Origin of the sequence: Sulfuricurvum sp. PD_MW2, assembly GCF_002633015.1 — a bacterium.
Taxonomy (GTDB): Bacteria; Campylobacterota; Campylobacteria; order Campylobacterales; family Sulfurimonadaceae; genus Sulfuricurvum.
Map to the genome: position 1 here is coordinate 126,872 of NZ_NSIU01000001.1, position 16,441 is coordinate 143,312.

Annotated in this window: 16 protein-coding genes; 10 read left to right on the forward strand and 6 right to left on the reverse strand. The window is 44.4% G+C overall.

Annotated elements, in window-relative coordinates; genetic code table 11:
* Positions 1–3: 3 nt before the first annotated feature.
* From leuS to yajC, 4 genes are read right to left on the reverse strand one after another with little or no spacing between them, the layout of a single operon-like run.
* Entirely contained in the window at positions 4–2,451 is a 2,448-nt protein-coding gene (gene leuS, locus CJD30_RS00640) for a leucine--tRNA ligase (protein ID WP_294915284.1), read from the reverse strand.
* A gap of 26 nt (positions 2,452–2,477) precedes the next feature.
* The gene (gene secF / locus CJD30_RS00645) at positions 2,478–3,449 is read right to left on the reverse strand and encodes a protein translocase subunit SecF (protein WP_294915286.1); all 972 of its coding nucleotides are present in this window, start codon (positions 3,447–3,449) and stop codon (positions 2,478–2,480) included.
* A gap of 2 nt (positions 3,450–3,451) precedes the next feature.
* Positions 3,452–5,026 (reverse strand): protein translocase subunit SecD, encoded by a 1,575-nt coding sequence (secD, locus tag CJD30_RS00650; RefSeq protein ID WP_294915287.1) that lies wholly within the window; start codon positions 5,024–5,026, stop codon positions 3,452–3,454.
* Positions 5,016–5,282 (reverse strand): preprotein translocase subunit YajC, encoded by a 267-nt coding sequence (gene yajC, locus CJD30_RS00655; protein WP_294915289.1) that lies wholly within the window; start codon positions 5,280–5,282, stop codon positions 5,016–5,018. Before yajC ends, secD begins: the two co-directional genes overlap by 11 nt.
* Positions 5,283–5,351: 69 nt before the next feature.
* On the opposite strand from yajC, the gene CJD30_RS00660 reads away from it, so the two are divergent.
* Positions 5,352–6,569: an apolipoprotein N-acyltransferase gene (locus CJD30_RS00660; RefSeq protein WP_294915291.1), complete on the forward strand. Its 1,218-nt coding sequence runs from the start codon at positions 5,352–5,354 to the stop codon at positions 6,567–6,569.
* A gap of 30 nt (positions 6,570–6,599) precedes the next feature.
* Here the strand turns inward: CJD30_RS00660 and CJD30_RS00665 are convergent, their stop codons facing one another.
* Positions 6,600–8,057: an acetyl-CoA carboxylase biotin carboxylase subunit gene (locus CJD30_RS00665; protein WP_294915293.1), complete on the reverse strand. Its 1,458-nt coding sequence runs from the start codon at positions 8,055–8,057 to the stop codon at positions 6,600–6,602.
* A 231-nt stretch (positions 8,058–8,288) separates the two neighbouring features.
* Here CJD30_RS00665 and cysK point away from each other — a divergent pair, with 231 nt between their 5' ends.
* From cysK to CJD30_RS00680, 3 genes are read left to right on the forward strand one after another with little or no spacing between them, the layout of a single operon-like run.
* Complete coding sequence (gene cysK / locus CJD30_RS00670; protein WP_294915294.1) at positions 8,289–9,212, forward strand: cysteine synthase A; 924 nt, start codon at positions 8,289–8,291, stop codon at positions 9,210–9,212.
* Positions 9,212–9,781 (forward strand): aminotransferase class IV, encoded by a 570-nt coding sequence (locus CJD30_RS00675; protein ID WP_294915296.1) that lies wholly within the window; start codon positions 9,212–9,214, stop codon positions 9,779–9,781. Before cysK ends, CJD30_RS00675 begins: the two co-directional genes overlap by 1 nt.
* Before the next feature lie 17 nt (positions 9,782–9,798).
* On the forward strand, positions 9,799–10,260 hold the full coding sequence (locus CJD30_RS00680) for a hypothetical protein (RefSeq protein ID WP_294915299.1): 462 nt from the start codon (positions 9,799–9,801) through the stop codon (positions 10,258–10,260).
* Positions 10,261–10,270: 10 nt separating this feature from the next.
* Here the strand turns inward: CJD30_RS00680 and CJD30_RS00685 are convergent, their stop codons facing one another.
* Positions 10,271–11,170 carry a LysR family transcriptional regulator gene (locus tag CJD30_RS00685; RefSeq protein ID WP_294915301.1) on the reverse strand — a complete coding sequence of 300 codons (900 nt, stop codon included), beginning with the start codon at positions 11,168–11,170 and terminating at the stop codon, positions 10,271–10,273.
* A 165-nt stretch (positions 11,171–11,335) separates the two neighbouring features.
* Here CJD30_RS00685 and CJD30_RS00690 point away from each other — a divergent pair, with 165 nt between their 5' ends.
* From CJD30_RS00690 to CJD30_RS00715, 6 genes are read left to right on the forward strand one after another with little or no spacing between them, the layout of a single operon-like run.
* A complete protein-coding gene (locus CJD30_RS00690; protein WP_294915303.1) occupies positions 11,336–13,384 on the forward strand; it encodes an ATP-dependent helicase in 2,049 nt (682 codons plus the stop codon).
* Positions 13,385–14,206 carry a tRNA pseudouridine(55) synthase TruB gene (truB, locus tag CJD30_RS00695; protein ID WP_294915304.1) on the forward strand — a complete coding sequence of 274 codons (822 nt, stop codon included), beginning with the start codon at positions 13,385–13,387 and terminating at the stop codon, positions 14,204–14,206.
* Positions 14,200–14,430: a carbon storage regulator CsrA gene (gene csrA / locus CJD30_RS00700; protein ID WP_294915306.1), complete on the forward strand. Its 231-nt coding sequence runs from the start codon at positions 14,200–14,202 to the stop codon at positions 14,428–14,430. The genes truB and csrA overlap by 7 nt, the downstream gene beginning before the upstream one ends.
* Positions 14,427–15,191 carry a 4-(cytidine 5'-diphospho)-2-C-methyl-D-erythritol kinase gene (locus tag CJD30_RS00705; RefSeq protein WP_294915308.1) on the forward strand — a complete coding sequence of 255 codons (765 nt, stop codon included), beginning with the start codon at positions 14,427–14,429 and terminating at the stop codon, positions 15,189–15,191. Before csrA ends, CJD30_RS00705 begins: the two co-directional genes overlap by 4 nt.
* A 2-nt stretch (positions 15,192–15,193) precedes the next feature.
* A complete protein-coding gene (gene smpB / locus CJD30_RS00710; RefSeq protein ID WP_013459365.1) occupies positions 15,194–15,646 on the forward strand; it encodes an SsrA-binding protein SmpB in 453 nt (150 codons plus the stop codon).
* Between the two features lie 4 nt (positions 15,647–15,650).
* Complete coding sequence (locus tag CJD30_RS00715) at positions 15,651–16,421, forward strand: CorA family divalent cation transporter (protein WP_294915311.1); 771 nt, start codon at positions 15,651–15,653, stop codon at positions 16,419–16,421.
* The last annotated feature ends 20 nt before the right edge of the window (positions 16,422–16,441 follow it).

Consider the following 16,441-nt stretch of genomic DNA (forward strand, 5'->3'; position numbering starts at 1 on the left):
CACTTACCCTTTAATCACTAGATTGACTAATTTTCCCGGAATGACAATCGCTTTCACGATCTCTTTTCCCTCAATCCATTTTTCGACATGCGCTTTTGCAATAGCGATGATTGATTCTTCGGATTCAGAGACCCCTACTTCGATTGATGCGCGATTTTTTCCATTGATTGAAACACCAAGTGTAAGGGCTTCCACCTCAAATACCTCTTCGCGAACGATCTGGACGCCGAAGTTTTTCCCATGGAAAAGTGCTTCCGAGAGTTCCCAACAGATATGTGGAACGATCGGCTCCATAACGGAAGTCAAAATCCAATACCCTTCCGTCCACACATCACGGTTGTTTTGTTCGTTGAGAGCGTTCATCGCTTCCATTACACCGGCAATCATCGTATTGAACGTATGACGCTCACCATAGACCTCTTGAGCGCGTTTAAGTGCTTCGTATACTTTTTTGCGTGCCGCTTTCTCCTCTTTGCTCAAAGAAGCATGATTGATGGCTGGTAACGTTTCGGTAACATTCACATTCGAAGCACGATCGGCAAAACGTTTGAGGAATCGAAATGCCCCCTCAACTGCACTGTCGTTCCACTCCAACTCTTGGGTCGGAGGTGCGGCAAAAAGGATAAACAGACGCGCCGTATCGGCACCGTATTTTTCGACCAATGCGCCCGGGTCTACAGTATTGCCTTTGGATTTTGACATCTTCGCACCGTCTTTGAGAACCATCCCCTGTGTCAGAAGGTGTTCAAACGGCTCATCGGAGCTAACGTACCCCAAATCCCGCAGCATTTTGGTAAAAAATCGGGCATAGAGGAGATGTAAAATTGCATGTTCAATCCCGCCGATGTAGTGATCGACTCCCATCCAGTAATCGAGGGCTTGCTTATCCAACGCCTCTTTAAAATCGTTTTTAACCGTATAGCGGAGAAAATACCATGAGGATTGAATAAATGTATCCATCGTATCGGTCTCACGGATTGCCGCTTTGCCGCATTTCGGACACGCGCAGTGTTTCCACGACGGGTGGTGTTCAAGCGGGTTCCCCTCACCGTTGATCACGACATCTTCGGGTAGTGCAACCGGGAGGTTAACTTTATCCTCAGGGACAATACCACAGCTCTCGCAGTGGATCAATGGAATCGGCGCGCCCCAGTAACGCTGACGGCTGATCCCCCAATCTTTGAGGCGGAAATTGATCACTTTTTTTCCGAGTTTGTTTGATTCGAAATAATCCATGATGGAGGCTTTCGCCGTGACGTTATCGAGACCTGTGAATTCTCCGCTCTCATGGAGTGTTCCCGCTTCGGTATACGCACATCCTGATGGCAATTCACCCTCTTGCGGAAAAATTACCGCTTTGATCGGAAGATCGTATTTGGTTGCGAACTCATAGTCACGATCATCGTGCGCGGGCACTGCCATAACTGCACCGGAGCCGTAATCGGTGAGAACGAAATTCGCCACCCATACCGGCACTTTGGCACCCGTAAGCGGGTGGATGACATTGATCCCCAACGCTACCCCCTCTTTCGGGCTCGTTGCACGATCACGCGCACTGACGCGTTGCATCGCTTTAATTGCATTAGCGGTTGCCTCATCAAGCAATCCAAAAGAGAGCATGTGGCGTACAATCTCATGTTCCGGTGCCAATGCCGCATAACTCACCCCGTAAATCGTATCGGGACGGGTTGTGAAAACATCAAACCCTTCGTACACTGCACCCAGACGCGCTTCGCTCTCATCATCAAATTTGAATTTGAATTCGAGTCCGTACGATTTACCGATCCAGTTCTCCTGCATCGTCAAAACCTGCTTCGGCCATTTCCCCTCAAGCGTTTTCAGCGATTCGAGAAGTTCTTCGGCATAATCGCTGATTTTGAGATAATACTGATACATCTCTTTTTGTACAATCGGGGTTCCGCATCTCCAACATCCGCCATCCACTACCTGTTCATTGGCTAAAACGGTCAAATCGTGCGGACACCAGTTCAAAAACCCTTGCTTACGATAGAGTAACCCTTTGTTAAACATATCGATGATAAAGCCCTGCTCAAACGCAGTGTATTCAGGATTCGACGTTGCAAATTCACGCTCTTCGGAAAAAGAGAGTCCCAATCCCGCCAATTCACCGCGCATTGTAGCGATGTTTTCATACGTCCATTTTTTCGGATGGACGCCATGTTTGATCGCCGCATTCTCAGCCGGCATACCAAAACTATCCCAGCCTATTGGATGAAGAACATTGAACCCTTGTTGGCGGTAGTAGCGGGCAAACGCATCCCCGATGGTGTAGTTACGAACGTGCCCCATGTGAATGCGTCCCGATGGGTAAGGGAACATACTGAGGACATATTTTTTCGGTTTAGTAAAATCATTTGACGGCTCATACGCTTTTGTCGCACTCCACGTATTTTGCCATTTAGCTTCTATCGATGCAGGGGTGTAATTCAAAAAAAACTCCTAAATTCTCTTAATAATTAAACAATACCTTGTTCAAATTGCGCACGCATTTTCTCTTTTTCCGCTTGCATTTTTTGCTTTTCAGCCATTTTTTCACGATAGCGTGCAACGCTAAATCCGGTCCAAACAACTAACTGAGCCGCAACGAAAATAGAGCTATAGGTTCCGATAATAACCCCAACGAGCATCGGGAAACTAAAGCCGAGCATAATGTCGCCACCGAACAAGAACAGGGTCAAGACAACGAAAAACACGGTCAATGATGTCAGTGTCGTTCGTGATTGCGTACGTGAAACCGCTTCATTCACGATCATGACGAAATCGCTGTTTTTTGACTCTTGGATATGTTCGCGGATACGATCATATACGATAATCGTATCGTGGATCGAATACCCCAAAATCATGAGCAATGCCGCAACGCTCTCGATATTGAAATCGATCTCGAAATATGAAACAAACCCGAATGTAATGACGATGTCATGGACGATCGCGATGATCGCTGCCAAAGCAAAGCGCCATTCGTAGCGAAAGGTTACCATCGCCATAATCGCACCAAGCGTCAATAAAAACGCCGTCAAACCTTTGACACGAAGTTCATCACCGACTTTCGGTCCGACCATATCAACACGACGGATTTCGAACTCTCCCGTCCCTTTGAGAACATCACGAGTAACATCCCCGATATCTTTGCTCAAACCGTCCGTTGATGCTGCCGTTTTGATGACGATCTCTTCGGGTGAGCCGAATTCGCTGACTGCCGCATGTTTGAACAGCTCATCTTTTTCGAGTGCTTCACGCACTTTATTGATTGGAGCCGGTCCTTGGTATTTGACTTGAACAACCGTTCCTCCGGTGAAATCGATACCGAATGAGAACCCTTTTGTTGCGATAAGCCCGATCGCCGCGAAAAAGAGGATGAACGAAGCGACAAAAAAGATTTTCCCTTTTCCAAGGAAGTTATAGACCTTATCTTCTTTAAACAATTCCATGATTAGTTAACCTTTCTCGTCATACCAAACCACAGTTTGTAGTTTTTCGATTTTTCGATACGATTGGTGAAAAGTTGGAAAATTCCATACGTTCCGACAATCGCTGTGAGCATGGATGCCAAAATCCCCATACTGAGGGTGACAGCGAACCCTTTGATCGCTCCCGTCCCATAGACATAGAGGATCGTACATGCGATGATTTGGGTAATGTTCGAATCTAAAATCGCCCGCATCGCTTTGCTGTATCCCTCTTGCAATGCCCGTTTCAACCCGATACCCAAACGGATCTGTTCACGTACACGCTCATTGATGATAATGTTCGCATCGACTGCCAAACCGATATGCAGCACGATCCCAGCCATACCTGGCAATGTGAGTGTTGCACCCAAAAGTGCCATCATCGCCAAAATGATAAAAATGTTGATCACAACGGCAAGATTCGCAATGACTCCCGCCAAACCGTAATACATCACCATGAAAATGAGAACCAGTACAAAACCGCTCACCAATGCCAAAGAAGAGGCTTTGATACTATCTGCTCCCAAACTCGGTCCGACAGAGCGTTTTTCGAGCATATAGATCGGTGCCAAAAGTGCACCGGAACGAAGAGCAATCGCCAAATCGTTTGCTTCGGCAACACTGTAGTTACCGCTTATCTGTCCGCTTCCTCCACCGATACGTTCATTAATGACCGGAGCCGAATAGACTTTGCCGTCCAACACGATTGCTAGCCGTTTACCGACACTTTTACCGGTAAAATCTCCGAAAATCTGCGCACCTGCAGAGTTCAAAGAAAAGTTGATCACCGGACGGTTGTTTTGATCATAGCCGACATGTGCATCGGTCAGCATCGTTCCATCCAAAATCGGAATCTCATTCACGAGATGTTTGATCTTAGGCTGAAGTGCATCTTCGAGAATTTTATCCCCATACGTTGCCGCTTCCGCATCGCTTAAATCATTCACCCGCATAGAACGATCTTCATCGACCGCCATCAGCTCAAGCTTTGCCGCACGAGAGATCAATTCACGCGCCCGTTGCTCCTCTTGCTGTGTTTTGATTCCCGGCAGTTCCACTAAGATTTTATCGACACCCTGACGTGCAACAACCGGTTCCGCCAAACCAAACTGGTCAAGCCGGTTACGGATCGTCTCAATAGCCTGATCAACCGATTGGGTTTTGAGTTTTTCAACCTCTTCGGGTTTAAAAGAGACACTGTATGATTCGCCCGAAGTTTTTACCGCAGCACCGTGAATCGTTTTGAGGTGCTCATCGATTTTTGCCTTATCTTCGGCATCGAGAGCACTAAAGACAACGGTACCCTCTTCGACACTCAAACCGTCAATCAAAATATCATTTTTTTCAGTGAAGTTCTTGATTCCGGATGCAACCGACTTTAACTGTGAATTGACAGCTTCTTCCGTTTTAACCCCCAAAAGGAGATGTAACCCCCCCTGCAAATCAAGCCCGAGGGTGACTTTTGCCCCATGCTGGCTTTGGGTCAATGAGGGTATCGAGAAAAGTATCCCGAAAACAGCTGCGGCGATGAGTAATACTACGCGAAAATTAAGCTTCATCCTCGTACTTTCTCGCAACGGCTTTTTTATCAAGGCGTGCTTCGGTTTCGTTATTTAATTTGATCAAAAAATAGCTCTCTTCGACTTTTTTGATTTCGACGATCAATCCGCCGCTGGTAACGATTTTATCCCCTTTAGTAAGGGCATTAAGCATCTCTTCATGTCTTTTAGCCTGTTGGTTTTGGGGACGGATGATCACAAAGTACATAATAGCGATCAAAAAGACGAAAGGGAGAATTTGTTGAAGAATTTCCATGAATATCCTTGGGTAATGTGAAATTGGGGCATTATACTCAAATGTGGCTAACAACGATATAATTCCCCCATGAAATATCGATCATCCCCCCTTATTGAAATTGTTGTAGCCCCTTTGGTTATCGCCTTGTTATTCTCCGCGTTTATCTATTGGGAACATTTTGCCCTCACCTCAAAAGCACTCAATACCATCTCGGGTGTATTAGCGCTTTATGCCCTCTTACATGCTCCGAAACGTGTCGTTCTCATTAGCGGATTTTGGATCGGATGGCTCTGGTGCTATTGGATCGGATTTAGCTTTCAGTATTACGGTCTGGGGTGGGCGACATGGCTCGTCGCTTTAGGCTTTGGCTTCGTTTATGTTCTTTATTACGGAACGATGGCGCTCACCGCCAATGCACTGTTGCGCGCTCTCATCTTGTTTGGTCTCACCTTTGTGTGGCCGATGGATTTCAACTGGATGCAGCCCGAGCTTATCTTTGTAGAGAGCTATCTTGGATTTTCGAAATGGCAATTTGCGCTTATCCTCTTTTCACTCTCACTGACCGGCTATATCAGCGGTTTCAAAAAATTCTTTCCGCTTCTTTTATTGATCGGTGCCGTACAAACATCCTATACCCCGCCGTCGATTCCGGATCTTAAAATCAAACTCGTCTCTACCGATATATCACAAGATTTCAAATGGCAGAGCGAACAATTGCCCCAAACGATCCAAGACAACTTCTCTGCAATCGATCAGGCAATCGATAAAGGATACGATCTCATCGTATTGCCCGAATCGGCATTTCCCCTCTACATGAACGAACACACTGAGATAGCCCAAGCGCTTAGTGAACGATCGCTGCATATCGCTATCCTCACCGGGACACTTCACAAAGAAAACGGCTTGAACTACAACGTCTCGTATCTCTTCAACCAAGGTACTATCACCGTTGCCAAAAAAACGATCTTGGTTCCGTTTGGCGAGTATATTCCGTTGCCGAGTTTCCTAAAAGGGTGGGTGGATCGTCATATTTTCGGCGGAGGCTCTGATTTTGTCACAGCGGATAAACCGACGGATTTTACGATCAAAGGGGTCACCTTCCGCAATGCCGTCTGCTACGAAGCAACGCGCGCCGAACTCTACACTCCCGATGTACGTTACATGATTGCAGTGAGCAATAACGGATGGTTTAAACTCTCTATAGAGCCGACTGTACAAAATCTATTGATCCGTTTTTATGCCCGTAAAAATCATACGGTTGTCTTTCATTCAGCGAATGGCGGAGGAAGCGGGATTGTTTATTAAATGAAGAATCAAGCCAAAAGGCTTGATTGATTAGTGGCGAACGTTCAGGTTGTTTTTCTTGATAGCTTCGATAACCGCTGTGATGTGTTTCATTTTCGCCTCTTCGTCGTCCATGTTGTGGATCGCATCAAGGTTGAAGTGTTGCAATTTCGTATCAAGGTATCCCGTATCGAGTGCACCTTTGATAAAGTCTTCATCACGAACGATTTGACGGTGAAGTGGGATATTCGTTGGAACACCCTCGATCAAGAACTCATCGAGTGCACGGCGTGCTTTACGAACCGCATCTTCCCATGTCAACGCCGTAACGATCAATTTACCGATCATAGAGTCGTAGTTTGCAGGAATTTGGTAGTTTGTATACGCCATAGAGTCCAAACGTACTCCCGGACCACCCGGTGCAAGGTAGTTGGTGATAAGACCTGGTGATGGAACGAAACCGAGTTTCGGGTTTTCTGCATTGATACGAAATTCAATCGCGTATCCGCGGAATTTGATCTCTTCTTGCATGAAGATCAACGGATCGCCCTCAGCGATTTGGATCATACGTTGGATCAAATCGATCCCCGAGATCGCTTCAGTAACCGGGTGTTCTACTTGAACGCGGGTGTTCATTTCGATGAAATAGATATTGTCGTCTTGGTCAACCAAATACTCGATGGTTCCAACGCTCTCGTAGCCGAGTTTGAACATCGCTTTGGTAGAGATACGGTACAACTCACGGCGTGTCGCTTCGTTCAAGAGCGGTGATGGAGCGATTTCGATCACTTTTTGGTGACGACGTTGGATAGAGCAGTCACGGTCTCCGAGGTGAACAACGTTACCATATTTATCCGCAACAATTTGGATCTCGATATGGCGTGGATTTTTGAGGTATTTTTCGATAAAAACTTCACCGCGGCTGAAAAAACGGAGTGCTTCTTTGGTCGCAGACTCGTACATCTCTTTGAAATCTTCAGCTTTCTCGACGATACGCATACCGCGTCCACCGCCACCAAATGCCGCTTTGATAATGATCGGGAATCCGATACCGGTTGCGATTTTTTCTGCATCTTCGATGTTGTCGATCGGCTCATCCGTACCCGGAAGCATCGGAACACCAACAGCACGCATCGCAACTTTTGAAGCCATTTTATCACCGAACAATGCTATATGCTCAGGTTTTGGTCCGATAAAGATAATACCGTTGTCAGCACACGCTTGTGCGAATTCAGCACTCTCAGACAAGAATCCATATCCCGGATGGATAGCATCACAATCCGCTTTTTTGGCCAATGAGATGATTTTATCGTACTCAAGATACGCTGCAATCGGGTCACCCATAATCGGATAGCATTCATCAGCTTTACGGACCCAGACACCGTTTACGTCTGCTTCTGAAAATACGACAACACTTTTAATACCGAGCTCTTTACAAGCACGAATAATACGAAGTGCAATTTCACCACGGTTTGCAATCAATACTTTGCTGATCTTTTTAGTTTCCACTACTTATTCCTCATTTGAACATCATTGAGTATAAAGACTCTGATACCCGATATCCGATTTAAAAACGAAATTATAGGATAATTCTCCTGTGAATGCAAAACTTTTTACCATCAACCCCATTTATTCGATCACAGCTGCCTCAATATGGATTTATTCCTACTAGTTTACTAACAATTATTGGATTTTTCAGCATTCTTTATTATACTTAGTGAAAAAAAACAGGGATATCTCATGAAAATAGCAGCCAATATCACTGAACTCATCGGTAATACGCCTTTAGTACGACTCAATGCTCTTTCAGAAACCAACGGTGCTACCGTCTTGGGAAAATGTGAATTTATGAATCCGACCAGCTCCGTAAAGGACCGTATCGGATTTAACATGATAAAGACCGCTATGGATGCAGGTTTGATCAATCAAGAGACCCTTATTATCGAACCGACCAGTGGAAATACCGGTATCGCGCTTGCCGCTATCTGCACTGCATTAGGGCTAAAGCTTACGTTGACCATGCCAGAATCAATGTCGATTGAACGTCGTAATCTGCTCAAAGCGCTCGGTGCGAATCTCGTATTGACTCCTGCTGCGTTAGGAATGAAAGGGGCTATCGATGAAGCCGATAGACTTGTTGCGACACATCCAAATGCCATCGTATTGCAACAATTTTCAAACCCTGCAAATCCTGCAATGCACCGTATCACGACAGCTCAGGAAATTCTCCGTGATACAGACAACACCGTCGATATTTTTGTTGCCGCAGTCGGAACCGGCGGTACGATCACCGGAACAGGAGAAGCCCTACGAGACGTATTGCCCAATGTTCAAATCATTGCTGTTGAGCCAAAAGATTCTCCAGTACTCTCCGGCGGTAAGCCGGGGCCGCATAAAATACAAGGGATCGGAGCCGGTTTCGTCCCAAGTGTTCTTAACACTTCACTATACAATGAGATTATAACTGTTAGCAATGAAGACGCAATTGCTGCAGCCAAAGCGTTGGCAAAAACCGAAGGGATCCTCGTCGGTATATCTGCAGGAGCAAACATCCATGCTGCTTCACTCGTTGCCGCACGCCCAGAAAACAAAGGGAAAACAATTGTCACCATCCTCTGTGATACGGCTGAACGCTATCTCAGTACTCCTTTATTCGAAGCCTAATGTTATTAGAAACCATCCGATGCGAAAATGGTGAGGCAGACAACCTCATCTACCATCAAAGACGGATGGAATATTCGCTCGAAAAACTCGGATGGAATGCAATTTACGATCTTGAATCGATCATTATCCCTCCCAAAAGTGGACTATATCGATGCCGTTTTTTATACGATGCAAATCATTATGCGATCGAATTTCACCCTTACGTACCCAAAAAAATTTCTTCGCTTAGGCTGATACAAGCCGATACACTCGAATATTCACTCAAATCGGCGGACCGAGAAAGCCTGAATGCACTCTTTGCACAACGTGGATCATCCGATGATGTCTTGATTGTTAAAAACAACCTGCTCTGCGACACCACGATCGCCAATATCGCTTTGCTGATCGATAATCAATGGCTTACCCCCTCAACGCCGCTTTTAGAGGGGACAATTCGTGCGCGCTTACTTGATGAAGGTTTTCTGAATACAGCTTTCCTAACCCCTAAAGATATAGAGAAAGCCGCCAAAATCGCCATCATGAATGCGATGGTAGGATTCGTTGAAGTCGAAAATGGTATAATTTCCTAAAAAACAGGTCAAAACTCATGTTATTCGATATTATTAAAAGCTCTTCATTCGCACGCTTGATGGAAAATCATCTGCGCGATATGCTTATTTATCTTTTCGAAAATGACCAAAACTTCGGTATTTTATGCAAAATTGAACATGTTACGTTCGATCCGGCGCTTCCAAAGCATATCAATGATGAGTTTCGTTCTATGACTCTCTTTTTTCTTGCGGGATATACGTTTGAGAGCGCCCGTATCGATAATGATATCTTAATCTTTGAAGCGGGATTCGGTCACGAAAATATCGGCAGCTTTGTCTCTGTACCGTTACTCTCAATCGTACAAATCATCATTGACGACACACCGGCATTTGTCAACCTCGCCCTTCCGCAAGAGCAGCATCCGATCATTAACATTGAAAAGCATGAAGGGGTTCAAAACTCGATGAGTGCTTTACTCTCGAATCCTGAAAATCAGAAGTTTTTGAAGAAAAAGTAAGGGCTGAAGTTTATAACTTCAATCCCAATAAATACGTCACGACATTGTCGATAAATGCATCGTGTTTACGCTCTTTGCTGTACGCAATATAAAATTTGCGTTTGATCTTGAAATTTTTGATTCGAGCTTCAAAAAGTTTCCCCTCTTCGGCCTCATCCTTGATAACATGACGAGAAATAACCGACACCACAGGACGCGCCGCATCTTTAGGTGAACGCATCAATGTCTCTTTGATCGCTGTTGAGCTGGCAACCACTCCGATAACGTTGAAACCGGAACACTCTACTCCGATCTCTTCAAATACTTCTGCGGTCAATTTGCGCGTATGCGAATTTTCATCGCGGCAAATCCAGTCGAATTTATACATATCTTCTTTGCGAAGCTGTTTTGGAATTTGCTGATTTGAGAAAATAACCAATTCATCCTCTTCCCATTCACGATAAATTAAACCGTCCCTAAAAATAGGTGATTCGATCAATGCAATATCGATTTTTTTATCCAAAAGCTGCTCGATAATCTCTTCAGAAAACGCAACCCGAATATGAACTTCGTTGTTGATTTTCTCTTTGAGTTGCCCGATATAGGATGGAAGGACATAGTTACCGATAGCATACGATGCCCCAACAACAAACGTAAACTCTTTGTTGATGATTTTAAGAAGCTCTTTTTCGCTTGATTGAATCGACTTTTCTAATTTCGCTGCAATACGAAAAAGATCTTCACCCTCTTTGGTCAGCTTGATCCCGTTTTTCTTACGCTCAACAACGCGGGTATCAAGATAATCCTCGATAAATTTAATCTGCTGCGTTACTGCAGGCTGCGAAATACCCAGTTTAGCCGATGCTTTCGAAAAGCTTTTTTCCCGAACTACCGTTAAAAACGTCATCAGTTTGGCAAAATCTTTTAGCATAATAATTCCTATAAGTTGTTTGAATAGCACTATTATAACTCATAATTATAACCATTTCAAGAGTTTTACTGCCACTTTTTATAACAATCAGCGATAGAATTTTAAAAACAGAAAAGTTGGGCTATAATAAATTAACTATATAGATCGAAGCAGGATAACGGCGGCATGGATAAAATTCTCTCAGACCTTAACGAAGCACAGCGCAGTGCGGTCGAAAAGATTGACGGTCCTCTGCTCATTTTAGCGGGAGCGGGGAGCGGAAAAACCAAGACGATTACAACCCGTTTGGCATACCTGCTCGATCAAGTCGGTATTCCCGCAAGCAACACCCTGACACTCACCTTTACCAATAAAGCGGCAAAAGAGATGCGTGAGCGGGCGATGGGTCTCATCACCCAAAATTCCTATCCGCCTCTATTGTGTACTTTTCATAAATTCGGTCTTCTATTCTTAAAGTTTCATATTCATCTTTTGGGGCGTGCCAATAATTTCGTCGTCATCGATACCGACGACAAAAAAAAGATCATCAAAAAAATCAATGCCGATCTCCCTACCGCGCTCATCGCTTCAGAGATTTCACGCTACAAAAATTCACTTATCGATCCCCAAGAGGCGTATGCCCAAGCGGAACTGACCAATTACAAACATATTGCTAAAATTTATGAAGAGTATGAAGCATATCTTCTCAAAAACAACCTTGTCGATTTCGATGATTTGCTGTGTCTCACCTACAAACTCCTCGACGAGCACCCTGATTTGTGTACACTAACCTCTGAAAAATATCGCTATATTATGATTGATGAGTATCAAGACACCAATGAACTCCAACTGCGCTTGCTTCAAAAACTGTGCAGTACTCATAACAATCTTTGTGTCGTCGGGGATGACGATCAAAGTATTTATGGGTGGCGGGGAGCGCACGTTCGTAATATCCTCGAATTTGATCAGGATTTCGAAGATGCGATGGTGGTCAAATTGGAACACAATTACCGCTCGACCCAACCGATCCTCACCGTTGCAAATGCCCTCATCGAGCACAACCGCTCACGGCTGGGAAAAACTCTTATTGCCACCAAAAGCGGCGGAGATGATGTTCAAACGATAAGTTCCAATGATGAAAGTGAAGAGTCCAAAAAAATTGCTAAAGCGATCAAAGAGTTGATCAATCGGGGAGTTCGTCCCAATGAAATTGCCGTTTTGTACCGGATCAATGCGCTAAGCCGCTCTCTCGAAGAGGGGCTTAATCGTGCCGGAGTCGCCTACAAGCTCGTTGGAGGGTTGCGATTCTATGACCGTGCCGAGATCAAGGATCTTATCAGTTATCTGCGCGTCATCACCAATGTCCACGATAATTTTTCCCTCAAACGGATTATCAATAAACCCAAACGAGGTCTCGGAAAAGCGACCATTGATAAAATAGAGCTCTCTTCGATCGAAGCGGGCAAATCAATGTTTGAATTTATCTCGACACTCAGCGATCCGGATCTTGAAGCATTGGTACGGAAAAAAAGTGCGACTGAACTGCGGGATTTTGTTTCTGAAATTCTCGAACTTCGCCGTGTAGCCGATGAAGCGATTTACCGTTTTATTGATCTGCTCGAAGAGCGTTTCAAAATCAAAGAGACCCTCAAAGGGCTCCCCGATGAAGCCGAAAAAATCGCTAACATTGATGAATTTTACGGGCTCTTTCGCGATTACGTCAAACAAAACCCCGAAGCGGCTTTGGCTGAGTTTCTCAATGACATTACGTTGCAAAGCGAGCAAGATCAGGTGGAAGGTGAGAGCATCTACATCATGAGCATCCATGCGTCCAAAGGGTTAGAGTTCGAACACCTTTTCGTCATCGGATTGGAAGAGGGATTCTTGCCGCTGATCGGAGATGGAAGCGATCTTGAAGAGGAACGCCGTTTGGGGTATGTCGCCTTCACTAGAGCAAAAAGTAATCTCACCCTCTCCAACGTCAACAGCCGTTTTTACAAAGGACGCCGAACCGAACTCCAAAAAAGCCGCTTTATCAACGAAGCTGGGCTGTGTGAAGGTTCTTTAATACTCGAGAAAAACACTTCGTATAAAAAAGGGGATTTGGTACGGCACAAAATCTTTGGTGCCGGTCGCGTGGAGGGAGTGAGTAAAGCGGGACGTGAATTCAAACTTTCCATCAACTTCGGCGGAAACAAACGTGAGATTCTTGCTTCTTTTGTGGAGAAACTCTGATTGAATCGCCTCTTTGTTGCCTATAAACCTGCCGGAATCAGTTCTAATCAATTGCTTGGTCGTCTAAAGCGGCGCTATGGCGTTAAAAAAGCGGGCTATTCAGGAACGCTTGATCCGTTTGCCAAAGGTGTATTGATCATCGCATTCGGCAATCACGGACGATTGTTCCGCTTTTTGAACAAAACTCCGAAACGCTACCGTGCGACATTGTGGCTTGGAGCCTACTCGCCGACCCTCGACATTGAAAAAATTGAAACGATCGATAGCGTATTGCCCCTTTCGGAAGATACAATTCGGTCTATTTTGTCTTCGTTTATCGGAGAGCTCACCTATCTTCCGCCCAAATACAGTGCCAAAAAGATTGACGGCAAACGGGCATATGATCTGGCACGCGCGGGGAAAGAGGTCGATTTGCGTGCTATCACTTCAACCATCTATGATATTTCATTGATCCACTACTGCCATCCTTTTATCACTTTTGAAGCTACTGTGTCGGAAGGGAGCTATATCCGATCTTTAGGGGAGATTATCGCGAATAAACTTGGAGAAAACGGTGCACTCACTGCGTTGGAGCGCCTCAACGAAGGTCAGTTTACTTTTGAAAATGAACGAGCCCTCGATATCAAATCTTCCCTAGGAATAACGAAAAACCGCTATAATGGCACATTAGAAACCGTTCTGTTGGGGCAACCCTTGCAGCGAGAAGATTTTGATCTTCAAGCCAATGGAACGTATTGGATCGACAACGGCGAGACCATCTCGATCATCGAACTGCTCCCTGAGGGAGTTCGTTATATTCTCAATAAGGTTGAAGCATGCTGATTCTCTCCAGAAGAGCCGAAGAATCGATTATTATCGCCGATACGATCACGGTCAAAGTAGTTTCCATTGAAAAAGGGGTTGTAAAACTCGGGATTGATGCCCCTCACAATATACGTGTCTTGCGGAGCGAGCTGATCCGTGCCGTAGAAGATTCCAACAAAGAGGCTTCAAGCCACCAAGACGAATCACTGCTTCATCAGCTGGCTCAAAAATTCAAACTATGATCCGTTACAAAGCGTACGCAAAAGTCAATATTTTCTTGAAAATTACCGGAAAACGGGGAGAGTACCATACTCTCAGTTCCCGTTTTATGCGGGTCGATTCCCTTTTTGATATTTTATGGTTTGAACCTAAATCTACCCCTGAATTTGAGATACGGGGCGATTTTGACTGTGAAGTCCACTCCAATACCATCTACAAAGCCTATAAATATCTCCAAAGCGCTACACGCTCCGATAAACTCTCCACTTTTTTTGAACAACATGCCGTCTGTGTCGATAAAAAAATCCCCTCTTTTGCGGGACTCGGAGGAGGAAGTTCGGATGCGGCAACTTTTTTGCACATGTGTAATGATGAACTTGATTTAGGGCTCACAATCGAAGAACTTGCTGAAATCGGCTCATCCGTCGGTGCGGATGTCCCATTTTTCGTCTATGGCTATGAGAGTGCCAATGTTCGCGGCATCGGTGAGATCGTGGAACGTTTCGAGGAACCACTTATCGATTTTGAGATTATTACGCCTAATATCCAAATCAGTACACCTGCTGTCTATCGCTACTACCGTGAACATCTCTATGAACCAATCAGCCCCGAAGAGGTACTACGCCTCGAATCAACCTCTTCACGAGAACTTCTTGCTACAATGAATCCAAAAGTGGCAAATGATCTGTACCCTTCGGCATTGGGGTGCTACAATGAACTTTCTGAAAAAGAGGGATGGTTTTTCTCCGGCAGCGGAAGCAGTTTTTTTAGGATCAAGGAATAAGTATGGGTGAAAATATCGCTACCAACAAAAAAGCCTTTTTTGATTACTATATCGAAGAGAAATTCGAAGCAGGTTTAGTGCTCAAAGGGAGTGAAGTCAAATCGCTTCGTGCCGGTCGTGTCAACCTCAAAGACGGATTCATCAAAATCGTTCGCGGTGAAGCATTTGTTTTTGGAGTCCATATTGGCGTACTCGATACAACACACCGTTTTTATGCCCATGAAGAGCGCGGAAGCCGAAAGTTGTTGCTCCATAAAAAACAGATCGACAAAATGTTCAAAGCAGTCGAAAAAGAGGGATTTACACTTGTCCCGCTCAGCATCTATTTTAACGATCGAAATATCGCTAAAATGCAAGTCGCTATCGTCAAAGGGAAAAAACTTTACGATAAACGCGATGATTTAAAAGAAAAAAGCATCAAGCGTGACATTGAACGAGCGTTAAAAGGAGAATAATTTCATGGTGGATATACACGAACTTCACCTAAAAGATCTCCAAAATCCGCTTCATCCTTCTATGTATGAAGAATATAATAACTATTCTATACTTATTCTGCGTCTTCCTGAACAGATCGGGAAAAGATCTAAAATCCATTCATACGGATTCATTCTCTCTGAAAATGTAGTTTATTACTACGATAAAAAGCAAAACCTATTTCACTCTTTTGTTAATAATCTCGAAGAGCTATACCATTTTTTAAATGACAAAATCGATTCGCTCATGCATGATATTGAGTATGTTCAAGAAAAGGTAGTTTCTCTCGAAGAGAGCCTGTATAAAAAATTTACCTCTTCTTTTATGGATCACTGGCACGAACTCAAAAAGGAACTTTCACGCTCAGAACGAGTCCTTTTAAAAGCGGTCGATGCTCTCAAAATTTTTATGACAAAATCAAAAGCTCTAGATACATTTCCCCTCAATGAATTTAATGATCTTCATGAGCATCTAGAGCGAATTTTACGCTCTAACGTTGCGGTAAAAGATCAGTTGGATAATCTCTATCATTATTACACCCTTCGATCCAATGACCGAATGAATCGGAGCATCTATCTGCTCACCATTATTTCGGTGATTTTTCTCCCGCTCAATCTGGTAGTCGGATTTTTTGGAATGAATACAGGCGGATTGCCGTTTCAAAATTCAATGGGAACATTCGATGCATTTATTGCAATGATTGTTTTTGCCGTTATGCTGACTGCTGGTGTTCTATGGAAAATAAAAAGAGAATAAGAAACGAAATGAAGAATAAA

Bases quoted from the DNA above. Each gene is read 5' to 3' on its own strand.
- secF (WP_294915286.1), bottom strand. From the start codon at position 3,449: ATGGAATTGTTTAAAGAAGATAAGGTCTATAACTTCCTTGGAAAAGGG.
- secD (WP_294915287.1), bottom strand. From the start codon at position 5,026: ATGAAGCTTAATTTTCGCGTAGTATTACTCATCGCCGCAGCTGTTTTC.
- yajC (WP_294915289.1), bottom strand. From the start codon at position 5,282: ATGGAAATTCTTCAACAAATTCTCCCTTTCGTCTTTTTGATCGCTATT.
- CJD30_RS00660 (WP_294915291.1), top strand. From the start codon at position 5,352: ATGAAATATCGATCATCCCCCCTTATTGAAATTGTTGTAGCCCCTTTG.
- cysK (WP_294915294.1), top strand. From the start codon at position 8,289: ATGAAAATAGCAGCCAATATCACTGAACTCATCGGTAATACGCCTTTA.
- CJD30_RS00675 (WP_294915296.1), top strand. From the start codon at position 9,212: ATGTTATTAGAAACCATCCGATGCGAAAATGGTGAGGCAGACAACCTC.
- CJD30_RS00680 (WP_294915299.1), top strand. From the start codon at position 9,799: ATGTTATTCGATATTATTAAAAGCTCTTCATTCGCACGCTTGATGGAA.
- CJD30_RS00685 (WP_294915301.1), bottom strand. From the start codon at position 11,170: ATGCTAAAAGATTTTGCCAAACTGATGACGTTTTTAACGGTAGTTCGG.
- CJD30_RS00690 (WP_294915303.1), top strand. From the start codon at position 11,336: ATGGATAAAATTCTCTCAGACCTTAACGAAGCACAGCGCAGTGCGGTC.
- csrA (WP_294915306.1), top strand. From the start codon at position 14,200: ATGCTGATTCTCTCCAGAAGAGCCGAAGAATCGATTATTATCGCCGAT.
- CJD30_RS00705 (WP_294915308.1), top strand. From the start codon at position 14,427: ATGATCCGTTACAAAGCGTACGCAAAAGTCAATATTTTCTTGAAAATT.
- smpB (WP_013459365.1), top strand. From the start codon at position 15,194: ATGGGTGAAAATATCGCTACCAACAAAAAAGCCTTTTTTGATTACTAT.
- CJD30_RS00715 (WP_294915311.1), top strand. From the start codon at position 15,651: ATGGTGGATATACACGAACTTCACCTAAAAGATCTCCAAAATCCGCTT.